Raw genomic sequence first — 26,189 nt, 5'->3', positions numbered from 1 at the left:
CGGCCCTACAGCAGCGTGAACTGGCCCTCCGGCCCCTCCTCCTGATGGTCCAGGACCGACGCGGGCCTGCGGGCGGACTCCGGGACCGGGAGCACACCCGCCCCACGCAACTCCGCCACCGTGATCGGCGGGCCGACCGCCGGCTCGGCCTGCCCGGGACGCAGTTCCGCCAGCAGCGCCAGCACCGTGACCAGTTCCAGCAGCTCCGACGTCCAGGTCTGCGGCCAGGTCGTCGGGCGGATCGCCTCCAGCGTGCCCGGCTCCGCCTGTTCCGTTCTGCGGGCCAGCCACTCCTCCAGTACACGGACACCGCCGACGTGGAGGTCCCATGCCTCGGACGGGACGGGGGAGATACGGCCCTCGTCGATGAGGAGGGTCTCCTCGTCGCGGTCGTAAAGGATCTCCACGGGCCGGGAGGGAAGCGGGGCGCGCACGTACGGGCGGCGGCCACCGGGAAGCTTGGGACGGTCGCCGTCGCGGCGCATCAGCCACAGGGTCCGGCGGCCCAGCTCCACGCCCTCGGCCCAGACGTCCGCCTCGGCGGGCAGTGGAACCCGGGTGCCGCGGGGGCCGGGACGCGCGGCGACCAGGATCCAGGCGAGGACGTCGACGGCATCGACGGGACCGGTGCCCAGACGCTCGCCGAGGTACTCCGGCAGGCCCGGTGCGAGGTTCGGCTCGACGGCCCCCGGGCGGCGGTACAGCGGGTGGACACGGCCGGCGCGGGGGCCGTGCGGCGGGGCGAGCGGAAGCACGGCCGACGCGAGGAGCAGGGGGCCGGGCGCGTCCGGGGCGACCGTCTGCTCGACCACGAAGACCTGGTGCTCGTCCGCCACCCGCCACAGCTCCGGACGGGCGGCGTCGATCAGGCGGTGGTCGGGGATGAGCCACTGCTCGTCGAACGGGGCGGCCAGGACGCGGACCGGCTCGGCGCAGGGGCCCGACTCACGGGCCAGCCGGCCGGTGCCGCCGGACCGGCCCGGCAGCTGGGCCACCGCCGAGGAGGGGGTACGGGAGCGGGTGGGCGCGAACAGGGCCTCGCGGTCCGGGCCCTCGGTCTTCATCAGCGCGTCCCAGCGGGCCCTCAGGGAGGCCGCGTCGGGGGCCGCCGGCCACCCCCGCCCCAGCCGTGGCGGTGCGACCGACCACGGCATGAGGTCCGCGAGGAGCGGAGCGTCGTCGAGCGTCACGCTGGGCATCGTACGACCTGGTCCTCCGGGTCAGTGGGCGTCGAGGGTGACCGTGAACGAGAAGCGGTCGCCGCGGTAGTGGATGACCGCCACGTCGAGGACGCGGCCGGTGTCGTCGTAGGTGACACCCGTGTAGTGCAGGATCGGGCTGAGCAGCGGGACCTGGAGGAGGCGGGCCGTCTCCGGGTCGGCGAGACGGGCCTCGACGGTGTCGGTGATCCGGCCGATGGCCACACCCACGACATCGCGCAGCACCTTCGTCATCGGCCAGCGGAGCAGATCGTCGCGGTCGATGAGCGCGGCCAGCTCGGGGCGCACGTAGTTGCGGGCGTGGTTGGTCGGCTCGCCCGTCTTCTCGTCGCCACGCAGCCGGTGGTACGTGGCGACCTCGGTCAAGTCCGGGAAGTACTCGATGAGTTCACCCGACAGGGGAGTGCTGCCCTGCTCCAGCAGCTCGGTCGTCATACCCGACTGCTGGGCCACGATCGCGTCCACCGAGCCCAGCAGGCGGACCGGCGAGCCCCGCCGGGCGCTCGGCTCGATGAACGTGCCGCGCCGGCGGTGCCGGGTGATCAGCCCCTCGTCCTCCAGCTCCTTCAGCGCCTGCCGCATGGTCAGCACGCTCACGCCGTAGTGCCCGGCCAACTGCTCCTCGGTCGGCAGCCGCAGGGGGTCCTGGGGCGACCGGCCGAGTATCGAGGCACGCAGGGACTGCGACACCTGATACCAGAGCGGCAGTTTGCGGTTCAGGACGATCGAGTCCGGAGCGAATGAGGTCACGACGCTATCCGTACCCGGCGCGACACGTTCAGTGCAACGGGCCGAAGTGGCGCTGGAGCCCGGACCACACCTCGTCGTACCCCTGTTGCAGGTGCTCCGCGCGGGCCGCCTGCGCGGTCATGAGGATCGGCCAGCGCGTCTCGAACATGAAGGCGAGGCCGTCGTCGACCCGCTGCGGCCGCAGCTCCGCCGCGCTCGCCCGGTCGAAGGTCTCCCGGTCCGGTCCGTGCGCCGACATCATGGAGTGCAGCGAGCCGCCACCGGGCACGAAGCCCTCCGCCTTCGCGTCGTACGCGCCCTCGATCAGACCCATGTACTCGCTCATCACGTTCCGGTGGAAGTACGGCGGCCGGAACGTGTCCTCGCCGACCAGCCAGCGCGGCGCGAACACGACGAAGTCCACCCCGGCCAGACCGGGGGTGTCGCTCGGCGACGTCAGGACCGTGAAGATCGACGGGTCCGGGTGGTCGTACGAGATGCTCCCGATGACGTTGAACCGGCGCAGGTCGTAGACGTACGGCGTGTAGTTGCCGTGCCAGGCGACCACGTCGAGGGGGGAGTGGTCGTAGGTGGCCGTCCAGAGGTTGCCGCAGTACTTGTTCACCACCTCCACCGGGCCGTCGACGTCCTCGTACGCGGCCGCCGGCGCCCGGAAGTCGCGGGCGTTCGCCAGGCCGTTGGCGCCGATCGGGCCGAGGTCGGGGAGGCGGAAGGGGGCGCCGTAGTTCTCGCAGACGTAGCCGCGGGCGGAGCCGTCGAGGAGGTCGACGCGGAAACGGACGCCCCGCGGGATCAGGGCGATCTCGCCGGGCTCGGCGTGGAGCAGACCGAACTCGGTGCGCAGCAGCAGGCCGCCGCGCTCCGGGACGATCAGGAGTTCGCCGTCCGCGTCGCTGAAGACCCGCTCCATCGCCGTATCGGCGTGATACAGGTGCACGGCCATGCCCGAGCGTTGGGCCGCGTCGCCGTTGCCGCCGAGCGTCCACAGGCCGCCGAGGAAGTCGGTGCCGGCCGGGGGCTCGGGGAGGGGGTTCCAGCGCAGGCGGTTGGGGTCGGGCACCGTCTCGGTGAAGGGGGCCGTGCGCAGGGCGCCGTTGCCGGTGCGCGTGAAGGCCGGGTGGGCGGCCGAGGGGCGGATCCGGTAGAGCCAGGAGCGGCGGTTGTGGGACCTCGGCTCGGTGAACGCGGTGCCGCTGAGCTGCTCCGCGTAGAGCCCGAGCGGGGCGCGCTGCGGTGAGTTGCGGCCGTGCGGCAGTGCGCCGGGGACCGCCTCCGAGGCGTGCTCGTTGCCGAAACCGGAGAGGTACTCCAGTCCCTCGGCCGTCTTCCTCGCGTCCCCGCTCATGCCCGCTCCCTCGCCGTTCTCGATTCCTATGCTTCACCGTAGGATTCGGTCGAGGCGGACGCAAGGGGACAGGGCGGCAACCGGACGCGGGCGCACGTCGACAGATCGGGTGCATCGGGCCGAGGGGGAGAACCGGATCGAGGGGGGATCCGTCCTGTCAGTGCGGTGCTCTAGTCTCCCGGCAGGCTGTGGACGTGCGGCGTGCGACGTGCGGATGTCCGCGGCCGGTCGTGGCCCACGGCTGAGCGGGAGCAGTGGCAACGGCCGTACTGATATTCGGACAGCTCATCGGACCTCGGCGGAAAGGCATCATGAAGCCCGTGTCCCAGGCGACCTCCCTGCGCCGCGCACCCGTGCAGCGGCGCAGTGCCGAACGACTGACCAGGATCCTCGACGCCTGCGCCGACCTCCTCGACGAGGTGGGCTACGACGCGTTGAGCACCCGTGCCGTGGCCTTGCGTGCGGGTGTGCCCATCGGCTCCGTCTACCGCTTCTTCGGCAACAAGCGCGCGATGGCCGACGCGCTGGCCGAACGCAACCTGGACCGCTTCACCGACCGGGTCACCCGCCGCCTCCGGGCGATGGGCGGCCGGGAGTGGCGCACCGCGATGGACGCCGTCCTCGACGAGTACCTCGACATGAAACGCAACGCCCCCGGCTTCGCCCTCATCGACTTCGGCAACCAGATCCCCGTGGGCGGCAGCCGGCAGGAGCCCAACCACCGGGTCGCCGACCGGCTGTCCGAACTGCTCTCCGCCTTCATCGACCGCACCCCCGACGACGACCTCCGCCGCACCTTCCTCATCGCCGTCGAAACCGCCGACACCCTCGTCCACCTCGCCTTCCGGGTCTCCCCGGAGGGTGACGCGCGGATCATCCAGGAGATGCGGGAGCTGTTGCGGGCCTATCTGGCCCGCGTGCTGGACTGACCACGGGGCCGGCTCGGACCGGCCGGGGGCGGGCCGCGGCGCGGGGATGAGCGGCCCGCCCGGCCGGGGGCGACCGGACCCGCCCGGTGACGGTCCCGCGAATTCCCGACAAGACCCCGGCAGCCCCTCCCCTCGCTGCATACCGGTCGGTATGCTCGGCCTCGGTGCCGCGCGCTTCACCGCCCGCGGCCCCCGTCCGAGCGTCACCGTCGCCGCCGCCCCTCCGGGAGGACCCGTGTCCACCACCACCGACTCCCGCACCGCCCTGCGCGTCTGCCCACTCTGCGAGGCCACCTGCGGCCTCACCCTCACCATCGAGGGCACCCGGGTGACCAAGGCGCGCGGCGACCGGGACGATGTGTTCAGCAAGGGGTTCATCTGCCCGAAGGGCGCCTCGTTCGGTGCCGCCGACGGCGACCCCGACCGGCTGCGCACCCCGCTGGTCCGCAGGGACGGCGAACTGCGGGAGGCCACCTGGCAGGAGGCGTTCGACGCCGTCGCGGCGGGGCTCCGGCCCGTCGTCGAGGCCCACGGCCCGAACGCCGTCGGCGTCGTCCTCGGCAACCCGAACGTCCACACCATGGCCGGCGCCCTCTACCCGCCCGCCCTCCTCGCGGGCCTCGGCACCCGCAGCCTGTTCAGCGCCTCCACCGTCGACCAGATGCCCAAGCACGTCTCCAGCGGACTGCTCTACGGCGACGCCAACGCCATCCCCGTCCCCGACCTCGACCGCACCGACCACCTGCTGCTCCTCGGCGCCAACCCCCTGGAGTCCAACGGCAGTCTGTGCACCGCCCCCGACTTCCCCGGCAGGCTCAAGGCCCTCAAGGCGCGCGGCGGCACCCTCACCGTCGTCGACCCGCGCACGACCCGTACGGCCAAGCTCGCCGACCGGCATGTGGCGATCCGCCCCGGCGCGGACGCACTGCTGCTCGCCGCGATGGCGCAGGTCCTCTTCGAGGAGAACCTCGTCGACCTCGGCGACCTCGCCCCGCTGGTGCTGGGGACCGAGGAACTGGCCGCCGCCGTAGCGGAGTTCACACCCGAGGCCGTCACGGAGGCCTGTGACGTCGACGCCGGGACCATCCGCGCGCTCGCCCGCGAGCTGGCCGCCGCGCCCACCGCCGCCGTGTACGGCCGCATCGGCAGCTGCACCGTCCCGCACGGCACCCTCGCCAGCTGGCTCGTCGACGTGCTCAACATCCTCACCGGCAACCTCGACCGGCCCGGCGGCGCCCTCTTCCCGCAGTCCGCGACCGACAGGACTCCCCGGCCCGCGGGCCCCGGCCACGGCTTCGCGCTCGGTCGCTGGCACAGCCGGGTCAGCGGCCACCCGGAGGCCAAGGGCGAACTGCCGCTGTCCGCGCTCGCCGAGGAGATCGACACCGCCACCCCCGAGGGCAGCCCGGTCCGCGCGCTCATCACGATCGCCGCCAACCCCGTGCTCTCCGCCCCCGACGGCGACCGCCTCGACAAGGCGCTCGACTCCCTGGACTTCATGGTCAGCGTCGACCCCTATCTGGGCGAGACCGCCCGCCACGCCGACGTCGTCCTGCCCCCGCCGCCGCCCTCCCAGGCCCCGCACTACGACTTCGCCTTCAACTCCTTCGCCGTGCACAACCAGGTCCGCTACAACCCCGCCGCCGTTCCCCTGGAGGACGGGCGCATGGCCGAGACGGAGATCCTCGCGCGCCTCGTCCTCGCCGCCACCGGCATGCACGGCGCCGACCCCTCCGCCGTCGACGACCTGGTCATCGGCCAGACCCTGGGCAAGGCCGTCAAGGAGGCCCACTCACCCGTCCACGGCCGGGACCCGAAGGAACTCGCCGGTCTGCTCACGGGCGACACCGGCCCCGAGCGCCGCCTCGACATGATGCTGCGCCTCGGCCCGTACGGAGAGGGTTTCGGCGCCGCCCCGGACGGGCTCACCCTCGCGAAGCTCCTCGCCCACCCGCACGGCATCGACCTCGGCCCGCTGCGACCGCGCCTGCCGCAGCCACTGAAGACGGTCAGCGGCCGCATCGAACTGCTGCCCGGCCCGATCGCCGACGACCTGCCGAGGCTCCGCGCCGCCCTGCGGGAGCGCGGGGCCGGCCTCGTCCTCATCGGCCGCCGCCATCTGCGGTCCAACAACAGCTGGCTGCACAACATCCCCGCCCTCACCGGCGGCACCAACCGCTGCACGCTGCACCTCCACCCCGAGGACGCCGACCGCCTCGGGATCGCCGACGGAGACGCTGTGCGGATCAAGGGCGCCGGGGGAGAGGTCACCGCACCCGCGGAGGTCACCGACGTCGTACGACGCGGTGTCGTCAGCCTTCCGCACGGCTGGGGACACGACCGTCCGGGCACCCGGATGCGGCACGCCGCGATCGACCCCGGCGTGAACGTCAACCAGCTTCTCGACGGCTCCCTCCTGGACCCCCTGTCGGGCAACGCGGTCCTCAACGGCATCCCCGTGGAGCTGTCCCGAGCAGGCGCAACGCTGTGACCAGGAGTTCTGCTCTTATTGCTCGCATGTCAACTCCTTGTTAATCCTTGTGGACGGGACCTAACTTCGTCGCACCGCCGGTGCCCTGGTGGGAGTTCAAGGGCGAACGTTAGGTATCCACATGTTGACCATCCTCGGCTTCGCCATGATCGCGACCTTCCTGGTCCTGATCATGATGAAGAAGATGTCGCCGATCGCGGCGCTCGTACTGATCCCCGCGCTCTTCTGTGTGTTCGTCGGAAAGGGAGCCCATCTCGGCGACTACGTCATCGAGGGGGTGGGCAACCTCGCGCCCACCGCCGCGATGCTGATGTTCGCCATCGTCTACTTCGGCCTGATGATCGACGTCGGTCTCTTCGACCCGATCGTCCGAGGCATCCTGAAGTTCTGCAAGGCCGACCCGCTGCGCATCGTCGTCGGCACGGCCCTGCTCGCCGCGATCGTCTCCCTGGACGGCGACGGCTCGACGACCTTCATGATCACCGTCTCGGCGATGTACCCGCTGTACAAGCGGCTGAAGATGAGCCTGGTCGTGATGACGGGTGTCGCCGCCACCGCCAACGGCGTGATGAACACGCTGCCCTGGGGCGGTCCGACCGCCCGCGCCGCCACCGCGCTCAAGCTCGACGCCGCGGACATCTTCGTCCCGATGATCCCCGCGCTCCTCGTCGGCCTGCTCTTCGTCTTCATCCTGGCCTACTTCCTCGGCCTGCGGGAGCGCAAGCGCCTCGGTGTGCTGAGCCTCGACGAGGTGCTGGAGCAGGAGAAGATCGTCAAGGACGGTGCCGAGGACGGGGAGACCACCGGCTCCGAGGAGACCGTCCTCGTCGGCGCGGGCGCCGCGTCCGCCGCCGGGTCCCACTCCGGCGACGACAAGGTCCGTACGACGAAGACCACCGGCGGCGCGGGCTCCGGCACCGACGCCGACGCCGAGGACGACGCCGAGGACGACGTCCGCCTCCAGGGCCTGGACCCCAACCGTCCGACGCTGCGCCCCAAGCTGTACTGGTTCAACGCGCTGCTCACGGTCGCGCTGCTCACCGCCATGATCATGGAGTGGCTGCCGATCCCGGTGCTGTTCATCATCGGCGCCGCGCTCGCGCTGACCGTCAACTTCCCCCACATCCCCGACCAGAAGGAGCGGCTGGCCGCACACGCGGACAACGTCCTCAACGTCTCCGGCATGGTCTTCGCCGCCGCCGTCTTCACGGGCGTCCTCCAGGGCACCGGCATGGTCGACTCGATGGCCAAGTGGATCGTCGACGGCATCCCGGGCGGCATGGGCCCGCACATGGCCCTCGTCACCGGCTTCCTGAGCCTGCCGCTCACCTACTTCATGTCCAACGACGGCTTCTACTTCGGTGTCCTCCCGGTCCTCGCCGAGGCCGGCGCCGCCCACGGTGTCTCGCCGCTGGAGATCGCCCGCGCCTCCCTGGTCGGCCAGCCGCTGCACATGTCCAGCCCGCTGGTGCCGGCCGTGTACGTGCTCGTCGGCATGGCGAAGGTCGAGTTCGGCGACCACACGAAGTTCGTGGTGAAGTGGGCGGCGGCGACCTCGCTCATCATCCTCGGCGCCGGTGTGCTGTTCGGCATCATCTGAACCCCGCCGGTCCGACTCCCCGCAGCCCGACTCCCCCGCGCCGGTGCGACGTTCGCCCGCACCGGCGTGAACGTCCCCAAGGAGGACCCGCATCGTGAGGCCCGGTAGGAACCGCGGCTGGCTGCTCCGCCTCGTCATCGCCTTCGGCTTCGCGCAGGGGGCGGTGTCGATGGCCCGGCCCGCCGTGTCCTACCGGGCCCTCGCGCTGGGCGCCGACGAGCGCGCCATCGGTGTGATCGCGGGGGTCTACGCCCTGCTCCCGCTGTTCGCCGCCGTCCCGCTCGGCCGCCGGACCGACCACGGCCGGTGCGCGCCCCTGCTGCCGGTCGGCGTCGTCCTCATATCCGGCGGCTGTGTCCTGAGCGGCCTGGCCGACTCGCTGGTGGCGATGGCCGTATGGAGCGGTGTGATGGGCCTCGGTCATCTCTCCTTCGTGATCGGCGCCCAGTCGCTGGTGGCCCGCCAGTCCGCGCCGCACGAACACGACCGCAACTTCGGCCACTTCACCATCGGCGCCTCCCTCGGTCAGTTGGTCGGCCCGATCGCCGCGGGCGCCCTGATCGGCGGTCCGGACATGGCCCGCACGAGCGCCCTGGCCCTGGTGGTCGCGGGCGCCGGGGCCGCGGTCGCGTTCACCTCGCTGTGGCGGATAGAGCGCCCCTTCGAGCCCAAGTCCCGTACAGGGCAGGGCGATCGGGTGCCCGTGCACCGCATCCTGCGCACCCGCGGCGTGCCCGGCGGCATCTTCATCAGCCTTGCCGTGCTGTCGGCGACCGACATTCTCACCGCGTATCTGCCGGTGGTCGGTGAACACCGGGGCATCGCGCCCTCGGTGATCGGTGTCCTGCTGAGTCTGCGGGCGGCGGCGACCATCGCGTGCCGTCTGGTGATGACACCGATGCTGCGCCTGCTGGGCCGGACCGCGCTGCTCACCGTCACCTGTGTGCTCGGGGCCGTGCTGTGCGCCGGGATCGCGGCGCCGGTGCCGGTGTGGGGACTGGCCCTGATCCTTGCCGCCCTCGGGTTCTGTCTCGGGGTCGGACAGCCGCTGTCCATGACGACGGTGGTGCAGGCGGCGCCGGACGAGGCGCGGTCCACCGCCCTCGCGCTTCGGCTGACGGGGAACCGGCTGGGGCAGGCCGGGGCACCCGCCGCCGCCGGGCTGATCGCCGGTGTCGCGGGTGTGGCCGCGCCGTTCGTGATGCTCGGCGCGCTGCTGCTGGTGTCGGCGGGCATCGCCCTGCGCTCACCGGCGCAGCCGGGGCGGGGGAGCGGCGGGCCGGAGACCGCGTAGGGCGGGGACGGGGAAAGGGGAGGGCCGTTCCGGCCGGGGGTCCGCCTGGGCCGGAAGAGGGACATCTGACGGGGTGTCGGGCGCGGCTCCCCCCGCGCCCGGTGTGATGTGACAGAGAGTCAGGCGAAAGAGCGATTTGTGTGAAAATCGTCTGACTCGGAGGTTCTGCATGTCCACCTCGTCCCGCCCGCGCCCCGCCGGAGTGCGCGTGAGTGCCGCCACCGTCCTCGCGGCACTCACCGTCACGGGAGCCAGCCTGTTCACGGCACCGGCCGCCGTCGCCGCCCCGGGCGACCCCGACGTCGTGATCCACAAGGTGGGCTTCCCGTTCGACAACCAGCGCAACCAGCCCCTGGTCTGCGACTTCTACCTCTCCGCCTTCAACTTCCCCGAGGACCCCACGCCCTCGCAGCGCATCAGCTGGACCATCGACAACGAGCCCCCCGCGCCGCGGACCGACCCCGTCGCCACGGGCGAGATCACCCTCGCGGCCGACGGCACCGGGCACAGCACGCCCGTGGCGCCCGAGAACGCGGCACGGCTTCCCGACGGGGAGTACGTGCTGACCTGGAGGACCGTGGGCGGGACGCTGGAGGAAGGGCGCAGGAGCATCAACGTCAACTGCCCGCCCGCCGGTCTCGCCGGTCCCGAGGGTGCCGTCCCGGCCGGTGCCGGCGGTCTCGCCATGACCCAGGACTTCGCGCCCGTCGCGGGCGCGGCCGCCGTGGGCCTCGCCGCGGTCGGCGGGGTGGCCTACCTGCGGCTGCGCCGTCGCCGCGCCGATGGCGCCGCGTAGACGCAGGCCGAGGCCCTGGTACCGGACGCGCGCCTACCGCCTGACGCGGACGGTCGTGATGACCGTCGCGCTGGTGGTGGGCGGCGTCCACCTGGCGGAGCACCGGGAGCGGACCGCGGCCGCCGACGCCCCCTCCGCCTGGGCCGACTCCGGAGCACGCGGTGCGGGGGCGCCCGGCGCACAGGCCTCCCTGTACTTCACGCCCCCGCCCCCCGACGAGCCCGTACGCACCCCGCCCTCGACCGAGGCGCCTGACCGGGGAGCGCCGGCCGGGCGTACGGCCGCGGCAGGGCCGGTGAGCCCGACTCCCACCGAGCCCGCGCGGTCCGCCCCCGCCACCGCCACCGGCCCCGCCTCCGCCCCCGCCGAGCCGAAGCGGACCGCCGAGCCGAAGCGGACCGCCCGGCCCCGTACGCTGCCGCCGTCCCCGGCGAAGACCGTCACCATCCGCTACCTCGGTATCGAGGCACCGGTGACCGCGCTCCGCCTCGACAGCGGGCGGCGGCTTCCCGCACCGCCGGACGACAAGCCCGAGCTGGTCGGCTGGTACGCGGAGGGTCCCGCGCCCGGCGGGCCCGGCACGGCGGTCGTCGTCGGCCACCGGGACACCAGGACCGGCCCCGCCGTGTTCGCCGCGCTGGACGTGATCAAGCCCGGCCGGATCGTGGAGGTCCTGCGGGCCGACGGCCGCACCGCCGTCTACACGGTGGACGCCGTGCGGACGTACGAGAAGAGCCGCTTCCCCAACAAGAAGGTGTACGGGCACCGCGGCCGCCCCGAGCTGCGCCTGATCACCTGTGGCGGGACGTACGACCGGCGCAAGGGCTACGCGAGCAACGTCGTCGTCTTCGCCCATCTCACCGCGACCCGGGAACCCGCGCGCAAGCCGTGAATCCGCCGCGCCAGCCGTGAATGGGGCGCGCAAGCCGTGAATCCGGCGCGCCAGCCGTGAATTCGGAGCGCCAGCCGTGAATTCGGAGCGCGCGGTGCTTGCCGTACGCCCCTGGCGAGCCCCGGGGGCGTACGGGCGCACGCGCGGACCGGTACCGGCGCGGCCGACTGATCCGGAGCGGGCGGCTCCACTAGAGCTGATCACATGACCCGACTCCCCACCCTCACCCGTACGCGCGTCGCGCTCGGGGCCGCCGCCTGCCTGCTGACCGCCGGCGCCCCGACCGCGTACGCCACCCTCGCCGACGCCCCCAGCGGTCCCGTGGTGGCCCCGGCGCGCGGGACGCCGTACATCGAGACGCGGCTGCTCTTCGGCACCGAACGCCCGGGCGGGGGTCCGGCCGTCACCGAGGAGCAGTTCACGGCGTTCGTCGACCGCCGGGTCACCCCCGGGTTCCCGGAGGGCCTGACCGTGCGGGAGGGGCGCGGGCAGTGGCGGGACGCGGGCGGCACGATCGAGAAAGAGCGGTCGTACGAGCTGATGCTGCTGTATCCGGTGACGGCGGCCACCACCAACGACCACAAGATCGAGAAGATCCGCGGCGACTACCGGAAGGAGTTCGCCCAGGAGGCGGTGGCCCGGGTGGACGACCGGACCCGGGTGGACTTCTGAGCCGGAACCTCGGCGGAGCAGGAACGTCGGCGGACCAGGACACCGGACGCACCAGGACACCGGACGCACCAGGGCGTCCGGCGCGACCCGGCCCGCCTCTCCACCCCCCGGGTCGAACCCCCCGACCACCGACGAGTCCTGCCTCACTGCTCAAGGCCCTGGTGCCGGAAAACTATCAGGGCTAGTTTTTGGGGCGGACGACCACGCCCGATCGGGAGGCAGCGCGATGAAGGCACACGACGGTATGTACATCGGTGGTAGCTGGCGGCCCGCCGCCGGGACCGGCGCGATCGAGGTCGTGAACCCGGCCGACGAGCAGGTGATCGACCGGGTCCCGGCGGGCACCGCCGAGGACGTCGACGCCGCCGTGCGCGCCGCGCGGGCCGCTCTCCCCGGCTGGGCCGCGACCCCGCCCGCCGAACGGGGCGCGCTCATCGGCGCGTTGCGCGACGCGCTCGCCGCGCGCCGGCAGGAGATCGCCGAGACGGTCACGGCCGAGCTGGGCGCGCCGCTGCCGTTCTCCCAGCGGGTGCACGCGGACCTGCCGGTCGCGGTCGCAGGGTCGTACGCCGAGCTGGCCGCGAAACACCTTTTCGAGGAACGCATCGGCAACTCGACCGTCTATCACGAGCCCATCGGCGTCGTCGGCGCGATCACGCCCTGGAACTACCCGCTCCACCAGATCGTGGCCAAGGTCGCCCCGGCCCTGGCCGCCGGCTGCACGGTCGTCCTGAAGCCTGCCGAGGACACCCCGCTGATCGCCCAGCTCTTCGCCGAGGCCGTCCACGAGGCGGGCGTACCCGCCGGGGTGTTCAACCTGGTCACCGGTCTCGGCCCGGTAGCCGGGCAGGCGCTGGCCGAGCACGACGGCGTCGACCTGGTCTCCTTCACCGGCTCCACGGCCGTCGGCCGGCGCATCGCCGCGACCGCCGGGGCCGCCGTCAAGAAGGTGGCGCTGGAACTCGGCGGCAAGTCCGCCAACGTCATCCTGCCGAGCGCGGACCTGGGCAAGGCGGTCGCCACCGGCGTCGCCAACGTCATGTCCAACTCCGGCCAGACGTGCAGCGCCTGGACCCGCATGCTCGTCCACACCTCCCAGTACGACGAGGCCGTCGGGCTGGCCGCCGAAGCCGCCGCGAAGTACGGCGACCGCATCGGCCCGCTGGTCAACGCCAAGCAGCGGGAGCGGGTGCGGGGGTACATCGAGCAGGGCGTGGCCGAGGGCGCCCGCCTGATCGCCGGCGGGGCCGAACCCCCGCGTGAGCAGGGCTACTTCGTCAGCCCCACCGTCCTCGCCGACGTGACCCCGCAGATGACCGTCGCCCAGGAGGAGATCTTCGGCCCGGTCCTGTCGATCCTGCGCTACGAGGACGAGGAGGACGCCCTGCGGATCGCCAACGGCACGGTCTACGGGCTGGCCGGTGCCGTCTGGGCCGGTGACGACACCGAGGCCGTGGCCTTCGCCCGCCGCATGGACACCGGTCAGGTCGACATCAACGGCGGCCGTTTCAACCCGTTGGCCCCGTTCGGCGGTTACAAGCAGTCGGGCGTGGGCCGCGAACTCGGTCCCCACGGCCTGGCCGAGTTCCTGCAGACCAAGTCCATGCAGTTCTGAGCGAGCCGTTTCCCAGCGAACGTAGGAGAGCGTCCCCCATGGCTGTCCGAGCCGCCGTACTGCCCGCCGTCGGTGCCCCGTTGGAGATCACCGGGATCGAACTGCCGGACCCCGGGCCCGGTCGGGTCCGGGTGCGGCTGGCCGCCGCCGGGGTCTGCCACTCCGACCTGTCGCTGTCCGACGGCACCATGCGGGTGCCCGTGCCCGCCGTGCTCGGCCACGAGGGCGCGGGCACGGTCCTCGCGGTCGGCGACGGAGTCACGCATGTGGCACCCGGCGACGGCGTCGTCCTCAACTGGGCACCGTCCTGCGGGAGTTGCCACGCCTGCTCGCTCGGCGAGGTGTGGCTGTGCGCGAACGCGCTGGTCGGCGCCGGCGACGTGCACGCCCGGCGGGTCTCCGACGGCGCCGACCTGCACCCCGGGCTGAACGTGGCCGCCTTCGCGGAGGAGACGGTCGTGGCCGCCGGGTGTGTGCTGCCCGCCCCGGACGGCGTTCCGCTCACCGACGCGGCCCTGCTCGGATGTGCCGTCCTCACCGGATACGGCGCGGTCCACCACTCGGCCCGGGTCCGGGAGGGTGAGACCGTCGCCGTGTTCGGGGTGGGCGGTGTCGGGCTGGCCGCCCTCCAGGCCGCGCGGATCGCGGGCGCGTCCCGGATCGTCGCCGTGGACGTCTCCCCGGCGAAGGAGGAACTGGCCCGCGCGGCGGGGGCCACCGACTATGTCGTCGCCTCCGAGAACACCGCCCGCGAGATCCGTGGCCTGACCGGCAAGCAGGGAGTGGACGTCGCCGTGGAGTGCGTCGGCCGCGCGGTCACCATCCGGACGGCCTGGGAGTCGACCCGGCGCGGCGGCCGCACCACGGTCGTCGGCATCGGCGGCAAGGACCAGCAGGTCACCTTCAACGCGCTGGAACTCTTCCACTGGGGCCGCACCCTCTCCGGCTGCGTCTACGGCAACTCCGACCCGGCCCGTGACGTCCCCGTCCTCGCGGACCACATCCGGGCCGGCCGTCTGGACCTGTCGGTCCTCGTGACCGACCGCATCTCCCTCGCCGACATCCCGGCGGCCTTCGACAACATGCGGGCCGGCAAAGGCGGCAGGGCCTTGGTGACGTTCTGATCCGGGTGCCACCGAGCGGGGGCCGGTCGCCCCCGCTCACCGGCACCCGAACACCCACCCCACGCGAAGCGACCCGTGCACGACCGTTGACCTCCATACCGTCCGGTCAGTACGTTCCCCGGAACGTCCCCGCACCCACCGGAGTGTGCTCGTATGGACACCGCTCCCGTTTCCTCCCCCGTCACCACCTCCCGCCCCCAGAGCCATCGCAAGGTCGCCACCGCCGCGGCGCTCGCCTCGGCCGTGGAGTGGTACGACTACTTCGTCTTCGGCATAGCCGCCGCCCTGGTCCTGGGCGATCTCTACTTCCCGGCCGGCAGTTCCTCCGCGGGAGTCCTCGCCGCGTTCGCCGCCTTCGCCGTCGGCTTCCTCGCCCGCCCCCTCGGCGGCATCGTCGCCGGTCACCTCGGCGACCAACGAGGCCGCAAGCCCATGCTGGTCCTCGCCCTCACACTGATGGGCCTGTCCACCACCGCCATCGGCCTCCTGCCCACGTACGAGACGATCGGCATCGCCGCTCCGATCCTGCTCGTCCTCCTCCGGGTCGCCCAGGGCGTCGCCGTCGGCGCCCAGTGGGGCGGCGCGATGCTGCTGGCCACCGAGTACGCCCCCGAGGGCAAACGCGGGGTGTACGGCAGCTTCGTGCAGCTCGGCGTCCCCATCGGCGTGGTGAGCGCCAACACGATGTTCCTCGTCGTGGGCGCGACCACCGACGACTCGGCGTTCACCGCCTGGGGCTGGCGCGTGCCCTTCCTGGTCGGCCTGTTCGTCCTCGGCCTCGCCTGGTACATCCACCGCCATGTCGAGGAGACCCCCGAATTCCGGGCGGCGGAACGGAAACTGGCGGAGAAGGAGAAAGGGGAGCGGAGTTCCCCGCTCAGGACGATCCTGCGCGGTCATCTCGGCACGGTCTTCCTGGCCGGCGGCTCCTTCGCCGTGAACACCGCGACCTTCTACATCCTCATCACCGGCGTCCTCGACTACACCACCCGCGAACTCGACATGAAGCGCGGCGCGGTGCTCGCGGTCTCCCTCTGCGTCAGCCTCACCCAGCTGGTGCTGATCCCCGCCGCCGCGGCCCTCTCCGACCGCGTCGGCCGTATCCGGATCTACGCGTTCGGCGCCGCCGGCATCGCCCTGTGGGCCGTCCCGCTGTTCCTGCTCATCGACACGGGCTCCCTGCTGTGGCTGGCCGTCGGCACCTTCGTCGCCAGCTGTTTCCTCAGCATCATGTACGGGCCGCAGGCTGCCCTGTTCGCCGAGCTGTTCACCCCCGAGATGCGCTACACGGGCGCCTCCCTCGGCTACCAGATCGCCGCCGTCCTCGGCGGCGGTCTCGCCCCGTTCCTGATGGTCCTGCTCCTGGAGGCCACCGGCACCTCCATGGCGGTCTCCGCGTACATCATCGGGCTCTCGGTCATTGCCCTGGTGTCGATCAAAATCCTGGCGGGGAGGGCGGGTTCACGGCCGGAGGACTGACCTCGCGCACCCGGTCCGAGCCGCAGGACCGACCACGCGCGCCCGGCCCGGGCCGCGGTCCCGGAACGGCATCCGGGGCCGCGGCACCGGCGCCGGGCACCGCCTCCCGCGTACGCGCCCGGGACCGGGACACCGCCACCCCCGCCAGGCACAGCGCGCCACCGGCCAGCGTGAGCGGCCCCGGCACCTCGCCCAGCGCCAGCCACGACATCAGCACGACCAGCGCGGGCACGGCGTACGTGGTCGCGCCCATCCGGCTCGCGGTCGTACGGGCGAGGGCGTACGCCCAGGTGGTGAAGGCCAGCGCGGTCGGGAAGACGCCCAGGTACACCATGGTGAGGGTCGCCTGGACGGGCGCGGCGGCGGTCCCCCGCACCAGCTGCCCGGCGAACGGCAGACACACCACGGCTCCCGCGAGGCAGCCGAAGGTGGTCACCTGCAGCGGGTTCGCCGCACCCAGCGCGGGCTTCTGTGCGACGACCCCGCCCGCATAGGCGACGGCCGCGAGCACACAGAGGACGACGCCCAGCACCGAGGCCCCGCCCTCGCCGGACATCGACAGCCCCACGGCGACCGCGCCCGCGAACGACACCGCCATCCCGGCCAGCAGCCGGGGCGGCACCGGGTCACCCAGCAGCCGGGCGCCGAGCAGGGCGATGAGAAGCGGCCCGATGTTCACGACCAGCGCCGCCGTACCCGCGTCGACCTGCTGCTCGCCCCAGTTCAGCGCGACCATGTAGAACCCGAACCAGAGCACCCCGGACACCCCAGAGCACCCCGGACACCGCGATGCCCCGCCACGCGCCCCTCGGCGGCAGCCCCTCACCGCGCCACAGCCAGATCGCCCCCAGCGCCATCACCCCGGCCAGCAGCCGTCCGAGCGCCAGAGCGCCGGGGGAGTACGCCTCTCCGGCGCTCCGGATCGACACGAACGCCGACGCCCACAGCACGACGGTGACGGTCGCCGCCCCCGCCGCGAGAAGTTCGACCTCGCGGGTGGGTTCGGCGCGGGAGGTGTTCGGCATGGGGCCGAGGCCAGGCGCCGCGACGCCGTCCGGGCTCGCGGTTTTCGGACGCGGGCCTCGGCGTCGACGCCGGTCGGTGCCTAGGGATCCCGCCGCCCGGCCCGCGCGTACTGCTGCTCCAGCCCGTCCAGTAACGCCCGCAACCCCACCTCGAACGCGCGCTCGTCGACCTTCTCCTGCTGCTCGGCCAGCAGGTGAGCCTGCCCGAGATGGGGATAGTCGGCCGGGTCGTACGCGCTCTCGTCGTCCACGAAGCCCCCGGCGAAGGACCCGACCGCGGACCCCATGATGAAGTACCGCATCAACGCCCCGATGGACGTGGCCTGCGCCGCGGGCCATCCCGCCTCGACCATGGCCCCGAACACGACGTCGGCGACCTTCAGCCCGGCGGGCCGCCGGCCGGGCCCCCGCGCGAGGACCGGCACGATGTGGGGGTGGTCGCGCAGCGCGGCCCGGTACGAGACCGCCCAGTCGTGCAGCGCGGTTCGCCAGGGCCGCCCGTCCTCGAACATCGACAGGTCGACCTGCGCGCTCACCGAGTCGGCCACGGCCTCCAGGATCTGGTCCATGGTGCGGAAGTGGTTGTAGAGCGAGGGCCCGCTCACGCCCAGCTCGGCCGCGAGCCGTCGCGTGGAGACCGCCGCCAGTCCCTCCGTGTCCACCAGCGCCCGGGCCGTCTCCACGATGCGGTCGGTGCTCAGCAGGGGCTTGCGCGGTCTGGCCATGGCGCACATAGTAGGGGCTGCGCCCCTAAAACTAGCAGTGGTAATTAAATGGAGAACGGACGAGAGGCGGGTCGCGTGAACCTGGAGCTGAGCGAGGAACAGACCGCCGTGCGCCGGCTCGCGCGGGACTTCGTGGAGCGCGAGATCGCCCCGCACGTCATCGCCTGGGACCGGGCGGAGGAGGTCGACCGGGCCATCGTGAGGAAGCTCGGCGAGGTGGGCTTCCTGGGGCTCACCGTCGACGAGGAGTACGGCGGCTCCGGTGGCGACCACCTCGCGTACTGCCTGGTCACCGAGGAGCTGGGCCGGGGCGACTCCTCCGTGCGCGGCATCGTCTCCGTCTCCCTCGGTCTGGTCGCGAAGACCGTCGCGGTCTGGGGTGACGAGGCGCAGAAGCGCCGCTGGCTGCCGGGGCTCACGTCGGGGGAGTACGTCGGCTGCTTCGGCCTCACCGAACCGGGCACCGGCTCCGACGCGGGCAACCTCGCCACGCGCGCGGTCCGGGACGGCGACGACTTCGTCATCAGCGGCACCAAGATGTTCATCACGAACGGCACCTGGGCCGATGTCGTCCTCCTCTTCGCCCGCTCCACCGACGCCCCCGGACACAAGGGCGTCTCCGCCTTCCTCGTCCCCACCGACACCCCCGGCCTGACCCGCCGCCCCATCCACGGCAAGCTCGGTCTGCGCGGCCAGGCCACCGCCGAACTGGTCCTGGAGGAGGTCCGCGTTCCCGCCTCCGCCCTGCTCGGCCCGGAGGGCAAGGGCTTCACCGTCGCCATGTCCGCGCTCGCCAAGGGCCGGATGTCGGTCGCCGCCGGATGCGTCGGTATCGCCCAGGCCGCCCTGGACGCGGCGGTCCGCCACGCCGGCGAGCGCGAGCAGTTCGGCAGGACCATCGCCCACCACCAGCTCGTGCAGGAGCTGATCACCGACATCGCGGTCGACGTCGACGCCGCCCGGCTCCTGACCTGGCGCGTCGCCGACCTCGTCGACCGGGGGCAGCCCTTCGCGACCGAGGCCAGCAAGGCCAAGCTCTTCGCCTCCGAGGCCGCCGTCCGCGCCGCGAACAACGCCCTCCAGGTCTTCGGCGGTTACGGCTACATCGACGAGTACCCGGCCGGAAAACTCCTGCGCGACGCCCGCGTGATGACCCTCTACGAGGGCACCAGCCAGATACAGAAACTGCTCATCGGGCGGGCGCTGACGGGCGTTTCGGCGTTCTGAGCCGCAGATGGACGGACGGATGGGCGGACGGACGGACGGGCGGACGGGCGGGACTCGGACGAGCCGGACGGACGACCGTTCGGATGGCCGGTCGGACGAGCCGGACTGAGTACCCGGGGGCCGCCGCCTGAGTATTCCGACGGATGTGGTCCGGGCCACAGCCGGCGAACCATGTCCCCATGAGTGAGACACCGGTCAAGCAGCAGAACACGGCGGCCTTCTACGGCCAGTCCGTCGCGTCCTTCGCCGTCGCCATGGCGGCCACCACCGTCGGTATCTACAACCTCGACGCCGACACCTGGGTCCGCGCCTTCCTCGCCGTCGCGGTCCTCTACCTCGTCACCTCGGCCTTCACCCTGGCCAAGGTGATCCGCGACCGTCAGGAGGCCGGGCGCATCGTCAGCCGGGTCGACCAGGCCAGACTGGAGAAGCTCCTCGCGGAGCACGACCCCTTCGAAAAGCTCTGACGAGCCCCGTCCCGGTGTGCCACGGCCCGTACGCCACAGCCCTGAGCGGGCCTTCTAAGCGCCCGCTCACCTTTCGGCGGTATGGTGGTGCCCGGCCACAGGAAGGGGCGAACGAGCGATGAGTACGGCGGAGGACACGGCGGGCGGCGAGCCGCAGCCGTGGGGCGAGGTCAACCCGGACGCGGCCCGGCGGCTGCTGGTGGCCGCCGTGGAGGCCTTCGCCGAGCGCGGCTACCACGCGACGACGACCCGGGACATCGCGGGCCGCGCGGGCATGAGCCCCGCCGCGTTGTACATCCACTACAAGACGAAGGAAGAGCTGCTCCACCGGATCAGCCGCATCGGGCACGAGAAGGCCCTCGACGTGCTGCGCACGGCGGCCGAGGGTGACGGCAGCCCGGCCGACCGTCTCGCGGAGGCCGTCCGCTCCTTCGTCCGCTGGCACGCCGGGCAGCACACGGTGGCCCGAGTCGTCCAGTACGAGCTGGACGCCCTCGGCCCCGACGCCCGCGCCGAGATCGTCACCCTGCGCCGCGAGAACGACGCGGCCGTGCGCGGCATCATCGAGGACGGCGTCGCCGCCGGCGACTTCGACGTCCCCGACGTGCGGGGCACCACCGTCGCCATCCTCTCCCTCTGCATCGACGTCGCCCGCTGGTTCAACGTCAACGGCCCGCGCACCCCCGACGAGGTCGGCTCCCTCTACGCGGACCTCGTCCTGCGCATGGTGGCCGCGCCCAAGTAGCCGGGAGCGGCCCGGACCCCCTGCGGCCCGGACCCCCTTGCGGCCCGGACCCTGCGGCCCGAACCGCCTGCGGCCGAGCCCCTCGCGCTCCGGCGCGCGACTCCGTGCCCCGTTGCGGCCCACCACGGCCTGCTCGGTCGGCGGCATCTTCGAAACATTCGAGGATCCAGGACGGGGAGGCGATCGGTGATTGCGGTCGGTGGTGGATCATGGCTGGTACAGCAGACGAATGTTTCGGGATCACTGCCGAAAGTATTGACAGTTGACAGGGGCAGGCCAACACTCCCGGGGTGACAGGGCGAACCCCCGACAGCCCGAGGAGGACGCGCGCATGAACGACGCATCCGCACCCACTCCCACCCCGCCCCCGAGCCGCAGGCTCTTCATCGGCGGGCTCTGCACCACCGCGCTGGCCGCCGCGACCGCGGTGGCCCTGCCCGGCACCGCCCACGCGGACACGGTCATCACCGGCAACCGGACCGGCACCGACAACGGGTTCTACTACTCGTTCTGGACCGACGCCCCGGGCACGGTCTCCATGACCCTGGCCTCCGGCGGCAACTACCGCACCTCCTGGAGCAACACCGGGAACTTCGTCGCCGGCAAGGGCTGGAGCAACGGCTCCCGCAGGACCGTGAGCTACTCGGGCTCGTTCAATCCGTCCGGCAACGCCTACCTGACCCTCTACGGCTGGACGGCCAGTCCGCTCGTCGAGTACTACATCGTCGACAACTGGGGCACCTACCGGCCCACGGGAACCTACCGTGGCACGGTCAGCAGCGACGGCGGCACGTACGACATCTACCGGACGACGCGCTACAACGCCCCGTCCGTCGAGGGCAACCGCACCTTCGACCAGTACTGGAGCGTCCGTCAGTCGAGGCGGACGGGCGGGAACATCACCACCGGCAACCACTTCGACGCCTGGGCCCGGGCGGGGATGCCCCTCGGCAGCTTCCGGTACTACATGATCATGGCCACCGAGGGATACCGGAGCAGCGGCAACTCCTCCATCACGGTGGCCCCGTGACCACCGGACCACGCCGCGCGCTCCGTCACCTGGGGAAGCGGACCCTGGTCGTCGCGACGGCCCTCGCGAGTACCGTCACCCTCGCGCTCACGGCCGCCGAGGCGGCCCCGGCGCGAGCCGCCGCCTGCACCGGGTACGTCGGCCTCACCTTCGACGACGGCCCGTCCGGCAACACCCCGGCCCTGCTCAACGCGCTCCGCCAGAACGGGCTGCGGGCCACGATGTTCAACCAGGGCCAGTACGCCGCCGCCAACCCCGCCCAGGTCCGGGCCCAGGTCGCCGCCGGCATGTGGGTGGCCAACCACAGCTACACCCATCCGCACCTGACCCAGCTGGGCCAGGCGCAGATCGACTCGGAGATCTCCCGCACCCAGCAGGCCATCGCGGCGGCGGGCGGTGGCACGCCCAGGCTGTTCCGGCCGCCGTACGGCGAGACCAACGCGACGGTGCGATCGGTCGCCGCCCGGTACGGGCTGACCGAGATCATCTGGAACGTCGACTCGCAGGACTGGAACGGGGCCGGCACGGACGCGATCGTGCAGGCCGCCGCCAGGCTCACCAACGGTCAGGTCATCCTCATGCACGACTGGTCCGCGAACACCCTCGCGGCCGTCCCGCGCATCGCGCGGGGGCTGGCCGGCCGGGGCCTGTGCGCCGGGATGATCTCACCGCAGACAGGTCGTGCCGTGGCACCCGCGTAGGGGCGCGGCCGCGGCACCCGCCGGATCCCGGTGGTGGCGCGGTGCGGTGGCGCGACGGCCGCGACCGCCGCGCCACGTCACCGCACCGGCGGCGCGGCACAGGCTCAGAAGCAGTCCAGTTCAGAAGCGGTCCGGTTCAGAAGCGGTCCGGCTCAGAAGTAGTACCGGGACACCGACTCCGCGACACACACCGGCTTGTCCCCACCCTCGCGTTCCACCACGACCGCGGCCGTGACCTGCACGCCGCCGCCGACCTCCGTGACCTCCTGGAGGGTCGCCGTGGCGCGCAGCCGTGAACCGACCGGAACCGGTGCCGGGAAACGGACCTTGTTCGTGCCGTAGTTGACGCCCATCCTCACGTTCTCGACCTTGAGGATCTGCGGCACCAGCAACGGGAGCAGCGACAGGGTCAGATAGCCGTGGGCGATGGTCGTGCCGAAGGGACCGGCCGCCGCCTTCTCCGGGTCCACGTGGATCCACTGGTGGTCACCGGTGGCCTCGGCGAAGAGATCGATCCGCTTCTGGTCGACCTCCAGCCAGTCGCTGTGCCCCAGCTGCTCACCCACCGCCGCCTTCAGCTCCTCGGCGGACGTGAAGATCCTCGGCTCTGCCATGTCCCGGCCTCCCTGGTCCCAAATCTCTAAGCGACTGCTTAGCATGGTCGGCCGCAGGGCCCCTGTCAACGGGCGGTGACCCTTTCGGGTGTGGGTAGGCTCGGAGGGGTGCCCCAGATCCCTGAGAAGATCCACGAGTTGACCGTCGGCCAGCTGTCGGCCCGTAGCGGTGCCGCCGTCTCCGCGCTGCACTTCTACGAGTCCAAGGGGCTGATCAGCAGCCGCCGCACGACGGGCAACCAACGCCGCTACAGCCGGGACACCCTGCGCCGGGTCGCCTTCGTCCGCGCCGCGCAGCGCGTCGGCATCCCGCTCGCCACGATCCGCGAGGCGCTCGCCGAGCTGCCCGAGGAGCGGACGCCGACCCGCGAGGACTGGGCCCACCTCTCCGAGGTCTGGCGATCCGAACTGGACGAACGGATCAAGCAGCTCAACCGGCTGCGCGACCACCTCACCGACTGCATCGGCTGCGGCTGTCTGTCCCTGGCCACCTGTGTGCTGTCCAACCCCGACGACGCCTTCGGCCAGAGCCGCAGCGGCTCCCGTCTGCTGGTCGAGCGCCGGAGAGCGGAGCTGAAGGACGAACGGGAGGAGGAGCCCGGGAGTTGCCGCTGAGTGGCGACTCCCGGGCCCCGGCCCCCTCGTCCTCTTATTCGTACTCGGTGCCGCCCTTGCGGGTCAGGTACGCCGGGCTGACCGCCTTGGCGATGGCCCGCCCGCCGGTCACCGGGCTGTACCGCTCGGTGACCGGCCGGATCACGACGCCCTCACGCAGATGCAGATCACGCCCGGAGACCGTCTCCCGGCCGGTGGCCACCTCCAGCACCCGGTCGATGGCGTACGGCCCCTCGTAGAGCCTCGGTACGAGCGGCAGTTCACCGTCGAGCAGGTCGGACAGCTCGGCCGGGTCGAGCCAGCGGATCCGGCCGTCGATGTCGGCGGAGACGTCGAACACGGCGTACCCGAGGGTGGCGCGACGGCCGTCGGCGCCGTACGTCAGATCCTGCACCCCGGCGCCGTAGACCTCGCCGAAGATCCCGACGCGGCGGGCTCCCAGCCGCTCGGCGAGCCGGGACGCGGCCTCGGCCACCTCGTGGCCGTGGACGGCACGCCAGTACAGGTTGCGCGGGTCCTCCCTCAGGGCGAGGGCCTTCGCGCCGAAGCCCTTCGAGGACACCTGGACGCGGCCGTCCTCGGCGAAGTACGTCACCAGGCAGGCCGTGCCGTGCAGTTTCTCCGTCAGGACGACCTGTTCGCCGGGCGTGAAGATGTCCGGATAGCGCTGGATGTTCTCGATGTCGACCCAGGGCAGCAGATCCGGCGCCGAATCGACCTCGCCGCTCATCGTCGGCGGGATCGGCGGCACCCATTTGACGATGCCGAGCCGCTCCGCGAAGTCCGTGCCGTCCGTGGCGGCGGCGGCCAGGTCCAGGTCCGCGAGCGCCCGGGGCAGGCAGACGATGCCCTGGGACAGCTCGCCGCGCAGCCGCACGGCCTTCACCCGGTCCGCCCCGCTCCCCGCGAGCCGCCCCGTCAGCCCCAGTTCCTCGATCAGTTCGGCCGGGAGCACGGACTGCTCGGGGATGTAGACGGCGGTGTCACCGGTGCGGTACGCCCCCTTCGCCACGACGGCTCGATACAGGCCGACCTGGGCCAGTTCGAGCGCGTCGGCGTTCGGGTGTTCGTGGATCGTCAGCACTTCGGCGGTGACGCGCAGCGTCGACATAGGGGGCTCTCCCTCGGTTCCTGGGTCGCTCAGGGCTGTGTCATCACTTCCCACTGTCGTCATGGGAAAGGGGTGGAGCCAGGGGATTTGGCGCTGGTAGGGTCCCGGCCCCGCCGGTAAGGTCCCGGCCGCGTTCGACCGCCGGGCACGGGAGGGAGCGCGTCCGCGCGAGGCGCCGACCCGACCGCGCGCGAACCTGTGAATCCGCGCTCCCCGGCGCGTTCTCCCCCTGCGCCGCAACCGCTTGCCCCGAAACTCTGTCATGGACACGGAGAGGGTGGAACGGCACCCTCCGGCAAGAGCAAAGGGGCGCCGATGAGCGTCGTCATATGTTCGCTGAAGTGGGAGGAGGCGCACTCGGGCGTCCAGCGGATCACCTACGATCCCGACGGCTACCACCTGGTGCGCTTCCCGTACGACAAGACCCAGGAGTCCTATGACCCCTGGAAGATGCACGATCCGGCGAACGGCGGCGGCACCGCGTCGAGGTTCCCCGATCCGCGCTCCGGCCTGATCTGGCCCAGCCACGACGGCTGGGGCGTGCTCTCTGCGATGGTGTTCTGGGAGGCGGACCCGAGGACAGTGGAGTACCGGGCCCGCTTCGTACGCGATCCGCTGAGCCTGACGAAGAAGAAGTACGACTCGACGGGCACGACGGACAGCATGTCCACCCGGGGCGGGCAGTACCGCACCTTCCTGTGGCAGATGTTCGTGCACCAGGGCATGCCGCTCGGGCTGAAGATATCCGCGCGTGGGTCGGGGGACACCAGGCGGGCCACGGCGATCACCCTCGCCGAGTTCAAGCTCGCCATCCACACGGACGTCAAGGAGCCGTAGGCCTCACGCCGCCGTACGGGCGTTCGGTGTCATACCCGCAACACGGCCGCACCCGCACCCGGCCGTACCGCAACACGGCTTGTCCGCCACGGCCGTTGCGCACATGCACGGGGGTGCGGCATCCCCGGCGCACCCCCGTCGTGCTACGCCGAGATCAGCAGCCGTCCGCGCCTGGACTCCGCCAGGGCCTCGGGCGTGAGCACCGGTCGTGGCACCACGATTCCGCACTCCGTGCAGACCGGGCCCGAGGACGGTTCGTGGGCCAGGTCGTACCTCCAGACGAGCCCGTCGCCCTCGCACACCGGGCAGGTCGAGCCCGGCTCGCGCTCCAGCGCGGCGATGAGCCGGCGCAGCACCTCCGCCATCGGTTCACGGGGATGGACCTTCGGGTCGTCGCACCAGGCGACTCCGAAGCCTCCCCAGGTCAGCCGGTGCCAGTCGTCGACACTGCCGGGCCGGCGCAGCCCGTCGTGCTTCTCCTTCTTGCGGCGCCGCGCGAACTGCACTTCGTAGTCGAGCCACACGGAGCGGGCCTCCTCCAACTCCTCCAGTGCGGCCACGAGCCGCGCCGGGTCGGGGTTGCGGTCCTCGGGTCCGAACCCGGCCCGTGAGCACAGGTGGTCCCAGGTCGCCCGATGTCCATAGGGGGCGAAGCGCTCAAGGCACTTGCGCAGCGAATAACGCCGCAGTGCCAGATCGCACCTGGGATCTCGCACCTGTCTTGCCAGACTCCGGAAACCAGCCATCGCCCTGCACCTCCGTCACACCTGCACCTGTACTTCGGTCACTTCGGCGTCGTCGTCGGGACGTCGCCGAATAGACGTATCGACACGCGATTCGGCTCCATCCGATTTCCGATGACCTCCATAAGTCGTCTACTGAGCC

24 protein-coding genes and 1 pseudogene are annotated in these 26,189 nt (G+C 72.1%); 17 read left to right on the top strand and 8 right to left on the bottom strand.

Features of this window, described 5'->3' with window-relative positions; genetic code table 11:
• Positions 1–5: 5 nt before the first annotated feature.
• Genes ACWCRJ_RS24930 through hmgA form a run of 3 tightly spaced genes read right to left on the bottom strand, consistent with a single transcriptional unit; the run spans position 6 to position 3,315 of the window.
• Positions 6–1,199: a type ISP restriction/modification enzyme gene (locus ACWCRJ_RS24930; RefSeq protein WP_450941361.1), complete on the bottom strand. Its 1,194-nt coding sequence runs from the start codon at positions 1,197–1,199 to the stop codon at positions 6–8.
• Positions 1,200–1,220: 21 nt separating this feature from the next.
• Positions 1,221–1,970 carry a GntR family transcriptional regulator gene (locus ACWCRJ_RS24925; RefSeq protein ID WP_450941360.1) on the bottom strand — a complete coding sequence of 250 codons (750 nt, stop codon included), beginning with the start codon at positions 1,968–1,970 and terminating at the stop codon, positions 1,221–1,223.
• 28 nt (positions 1,971–1,998) lie between these two features.
• Positions 1,999–3,315 (bottom strand): homogentisate 1,2-dioxygenase, encoded by a 1,317-nt coding sequence (gene hmgA, locus ACWCRJ_RS24920; protein WP_450941359.1) that lies wholly within the window; start codon positions 3,313–3,315, stop codon positions 1,999–2,001.
• A 311-nt stretch (positions 3,316–3,626) separates the two neighbouring features.
• Here hmgA and ACWCRJ_RS24915 point away from each other — a divergent pair, with 311 nt between their 5' ends.
• The 10 genes from ACWCRJ_RS24915 to ACWCRJ_RS24870 all read left to right on the top strand — a co-directional run bounded on the left by ACWCRJ_RS24915 (position 3,627) and on the right by ACWCRJ_RS24870 (position 16,207).
• Complete coding sequence (locus tag ACWCRJ_RS24915) at positions 3,627–4,244, top strand: TetR family transcriptional regulator (protein WP_450941358.1); 618 nt, start codon at positions 3,627–3,629, stop codon at positions 4,242–4,244.
• Positions 4,245–4,479: 235 nt separating this feature from the next.
• The gene (locus ACWCRJ_RS24910) at positions 4,480–6,735 is read left to right on the top strand and encodes a molybdopterin oxidoreductase family protein (RefSeq protein WP_450941357.1); all 2,256 of its coding nucleotides are present in this window, start codon (positions 4,480–4,482) and stop codon (positions 6,733–6,735) included.
• A 121-nt stretch (positions 6,736–6,856) separates the two neighbouring features.
• The gene (locus ACWCRJ_RS24905) at positions 6,857–8,335 is read left to right on the top strand and encodes a CitMHS family transporter (protein WP_450941356.1); all 1,479 of its coding nucleotides are present in this window, start codon (positions 6,857–6,859) and stop codon (positions 8,333–8,335) included.
• 94 nt (positions 8,336–8,429) lie between these two features.
• On the top strand, positions 8,430–9,629 hold the full coding sequence (locus ACWCRJ_RS24900; protein ID WP_450941355.1) for an MFS transporter: 1,200 nt from the start codon (positions 8,430–8,432) through the stop codon (positions 9,627–9,629).
• A 202-nt stretch (positions 9,630–9,831) separates the two neighbouring features.
• A complete protein-coding gene (locus ACWCRJ_RS24895) occupies positions 9,832–10,425 on the top strand; it encodes a hypothetical protein (protein WP_450941435.1) in 594 nt (197 codons plus the stop codon).
• 58 nt (positions 10,426–10,483) lie between these two features.
• Entirely contained in the window at positions 10,484–11,317 is an 834-nt protein-coding gene (locus ACWCRJ_RS24890) for a class F sortase (RefSeq protein WP_450941354.1), read from the top strand.
• Positions 11,318–11,521: 204 nt separating this feature from the next.
• Entirely contained in the window at positions 11,522–11,989 is a 468-nt protein-coding gene (locus ACWCRJ_RS24885; protein ID WP_450941353.1) for a DUF3574 domain-containing protein, read from the top strand.
• Positions 11,990–12,215: 226 nt separating this feature from the next.
• Positions 12,216–13,604, top strand: coding sequence for an aldehyde dehydrogenase family protein (locus ACWCRJ_RS24880; RefSeq protein WP_450941352.1), 1,389 nt, complete (start codon positions 12,216–12,218; stop codon positions 13,602–13,604).
• 38 nt (positions 13,605–13,642) lie between these two features.
• On the top strand, positions 13,643–14,728 hold the full coding sequence (locus ACWCRJ_RS24875) for a Zn-dependent alcohol dehydrogenase (RefSeq protein ID WP_450941351.1): 1,086 nt from the start codon (positions 13,643–13,645) through the stop codon (positions 14,726–14,728).
• Between the two features lie 153 nt (positions 14,729–14,881).
• Positions 14,882–16,207 (top strand): MFS transporter, encoded by a 1,326-nt coding sequence (locus ACWCRJ_RS24870; RefSeq protein ID WP_450941350.1) that lies wholly within the window; start codon positions 14,882–14,884, stop codon positions 16,205–16,207.
• Here ACWCRJ_RS24870 and ACWCRJ_RS24865 read toward each other — a convergent pair.
• A pseudogene (locus ACWCRJ_RS24865) lies at positions 16,164–17,232 on the bottom strand (DMT family transporter). The gene ACWCRJ_RS24870 and the pseudogene ACWCRJ_RS24865 overlap by 44 nt on opposite strands.
• Before the next feature lie 80 nt (positions 17,233–17,312).
• A complete protein-coding gene (locus ACWCRJ_RS24860; RefSeq protein ID WP_450941349.1) occupies positions 17,313–17,957 on the bottom strand; it encodes a TetR/AcrR family transcriptional regulator in 645 nt (214 codons plus the stop codon).
• 75 nt (positions 17,958–18,032) lie between these two features.
• Here ACWCRJ_RS24860 and ACWCRJ_RS24855 point away from each other — a divergent pair, with 75 nt between their 5' ends.
• The 5 genes from ACWCRJ_RS24855 (at position 18,033) to ACWCRJ_RS24835 (ending at position 22,127) form a co-directional block, all read left to right on the top strand.
• Positions 18,033–19,184 carry an acyl-CoA dehydrogenase family protein gene (locus tag ACWCRJ_RS24855; protein ID WP_450941434.1) on the top strand — a complete coding sequence of 384 codons (1,152 nt, stop codon included), beginning with the start codon at positions 18,033–18,035 and terminating at the stop codon, positions 19,182–19,184.
• 179 nt (positions 19,185–19,363) lie between these two features.
• Positions 19,364–19,651, top strand: coding sequence for a YiaA/YiaB family inner membrane protein (locus ACWCRJ_RS24850; RefSeq protein ID WP_005485101.1), 288 nt, complete (start codon positions 19,364–19,366; stop codon positions 19,649–19,651).
• A 118-nt stretch (positions 19,652–19,769) separates the two neighbouring features.
• Positions 19,770–20,396, top strand: coding sequence for a TetR/AcrR family transcriptional regulator (locus tag ACWCRJ_RS24845; RefSeq protein ID WP_005485102.1), 627 nt, complete (start codon positions 19,770–19,772; stop codon positions 20,394–20,396).
• 331 nt (positions 20,397–20,727) lie between these two features.
• Positions 20,728–21,426: a glycoside hydrolase family 11 protein gene (locus tag ACWCRJ_RS24840; RefSeq protein ID WP_450941348.1), complete on the top strand. Its 699-nt coding sequence runs from the start codon at positions 20,728–20,730 to the stop codon at positions 21,424–21,426.
• Positions 21,423–22,127 carry a polysaccharide deacetylase family protein gene (locus ACWCRJ_RS24835; RefSeq protein ID WP_450941347.1) on the top strand — a complete coding sequence of 235 codons (705 nt, stop codon included), beginning with the start codon at positions 21,423–21,425 and terminating at the stop codon, positions 22,125–22,127. Before ACWCRJ_RS24840 ends, ACWCRJ_RS24835 begins: the two co-directional genes overlap by 4 nt.
• A gap of 152 nt (positions 22,128–22,279) precedes the next feature.
• Here the strand turns inward: ACWCRJ_RS24835 and ACWCRJ_RS24830 are convergent, their stop codons facing one another.
• The gene (locus ACWCRJ_RS24830) at positions 22,280–22,741 is read right to left on the bottom strand and encodes a MaoC family dehydratase (RefSeq protein WP_450941346.1); all 462 of its coding nucleotides are present in this window, start codon (positions 22,739–22,741) and stop codon (positions 22,280–22,282) included.
• Between the two features lie 108 nt (positions 22,742–22,849).
• Here ACWCRJ_RS24830 and soxR point away from each other — a divergent pair, with 108 nt between their 5' ends.
• Positions 22,850–23,356 carry a redox-sensitive transcriptional activator SoxR gene (gene soxR, locus ACWCRJ_RS24825; RefSeq protein ID WP_450941345.1) on the top strand — a complete coding sequence of 169 codons (507 nt, stop codon included), beginning with the start codon at positions 22,850–22,852 and terminating at the stop codon, positions 23,354–23,356.
• 34 nt (positions 23,357–23,390) lie between these two features.
• Here the strand turns inward: soxR and ACWCRJ_RS24820 are convergent, their stop codons facing one another.
• On the bottom strand, positions 23,391–24,467 hold the full coding sequence (locus tag ACWCRJ_RS24820; protein ID WP_450941344.1) for an RNA ligase (ATP): 1,077 nt from the start codon (positions 24,465–24,467) through the stop codon (positions 23,391–23,393).
• A 315-nt stretch (positions 24,468–24,782) separates the two neighbouring features.
• On the opposite strand from ACWCRJ_RS24820, the gene ACWCRJ_RS24815 reads away from it, so the two are divergent.
• Positions 24,783–25,304 carry a hypothetical protein gene (locus ACWCRJ_RS24815; RefSeq protein WP_450941343.1) on the top strand — a complete coding sequence of 174 codons (522 nt, stop codon included), beginning with the start codon at positions 24,783–24,785 and terminating at the stop codon, positions 25,302–25,304.
• 143 nt (positions 25,305–25,447) lie between these two features.
• Here ACWCRJ_RS24815 and ACWCRJ_RS24810 read toward each other — a convergent pair whose 3' ends face one another.
• Positions 25,448–26,050 (bottom strand): hypothetical protein, encoded by a 603-nt coding sequence (locus ACWCRJ_RS24810; protein ID WP_450941342.1) that lies wholly within the window; start codon positions 26,048–26,050, stop codon positions 25,448–25,450.
• Positions 26,051–26,189: the final 139 nt, after the last annotated feature.

This window comes from Streptomyces sp. NPDC002324 (assembly GCF_053593335.1).
This window is presented reverse-complemented; position numbering and strand designations above follow the sequence as displayed.

Bases quoted from the DNA above. Each gene is read 5' to 3' on its own strand.
- ACWCRJ_RS24930 (WP_450941361.1), bottom strand. From the start codon at position 1,199: ATGCCCAGCGTGACGCTCGACGACGCTCCGCTCCTCGCGGACCTCATG.
- hmgA (WP_450941359.1), bottom strand. From the start codon at position 3,315: ATGAGCGGGGACGCGAGGAAGACGGCCGAGGGACTGGAGTACCTCTCC.
- ACWCRJ_RS24915 (WP_450941358.1), top strand. From the start codon at position 3,627: ATGAAGCCCGTGTCCCAGGCGACCTCCCTGCGCCGCGCACCCGTGCAG.
- ACWCRJ_RS24905 (WP_450941356.1), top strand. From the start codon at position 6,857: ATGTTGACCATCCTCGGCTTCGCCATGATCGCGACCTTCCTGGTCCTG.
- ACWCRJ_RS24890 (WP_450941354.1), top strand. From the start codon at position 10,484: ATGACCGTCGCGCTGGTGGTGGGCGGCGTCCACCTGGCGGAGCACCGG.
- ACWCRJ_RS24885 (WP_450941353.1), top strand. From the start codon at position 11,522: ATGACCCGACTCCCCACCCTCACCCGTACGCGCGTCGCGCTCGGGGCC.
- ACWCRJ_RS24880 (WP_450941352.1), top strand. From the start codon at position 12,216: ATGAAGGCACACGACGGTATGTACATCGGTGGTAGCTGGCGGCCCGCC.
- ACWCRJ_RS24875 (WP_450941351.1), top strand. From the start codon at position 13,643: ATGGCTGTCCGAGCCGCCGTACTGCCCGCCGTCGGTGCCCCGTTGGAG.
- ACWCRJ_RS24870 (WP_450941350.1), top strand. From the start codon at position 14,882: ATGGACACCGCTCCCGTTTCCTCCCCCGTCACCACCTCCCGCCCCCAG.
- ACWCRJ_RS24860 (WP_450941349.1), bottom strand. From the start codon at position 17,957: ATGGCCAGACCGCGCAAGCCCCTGCTGAGCACCGACCGCATCGTGGAG.
- ACWCRJ_RS24850 (WP_005485101.1), top strand. From the start codon at position 19,364: ATGAGTGAGACACCGGTCAAGCAGCAGAACACGGCGGCCTTCTACGGC.
- ACWCRJ_RS24845 (WP_005485102.1), top strand. From the start codon at position 19,770: ATGAGTACGGCGGAGGACACGGCGGGCGGCGAGCCGCAGCCGTGGGGC.
- ACWCRJ_RS24840 (WP_450941348.1), top strand. From the start codon at position 20,728: ATGAACGACGCATCCGCACCCACTCCCACCCCGCCCCCGAGCCGCAGG.
- ACWCRJ_RS24830 (WP_450941346.1), bottom strand. From the start codon at position 22,741: ATGGCAGAGCCGAGGATCTTCACGTCCGCCGAGGAGCTGAAGGCGGCG.
- ACWCRJ_RS24820 (WP_450941344.1), bottom strand. From the start codon at position 24,467: ATGTCGACGCTGCGCGTCACCGCCGAAGTGCTGACGATCCACGAACAC.
- ACWCRJ_RS24815 (WP_450941343.1), top strand. From the start codon at position 24,783: ATGAGCGTCGTCATATGTTCGCTGAAGTGGGAGGAGGCGCACTCGGGC.
- ACWCRJ_RS24810 (WP_450941342.1), bottom strand. From the start codon at position 26,050: ATGGCTGGTTTCCGGAGTCTGGCAAGACAGGTGCGAGATCCCAGGTGC.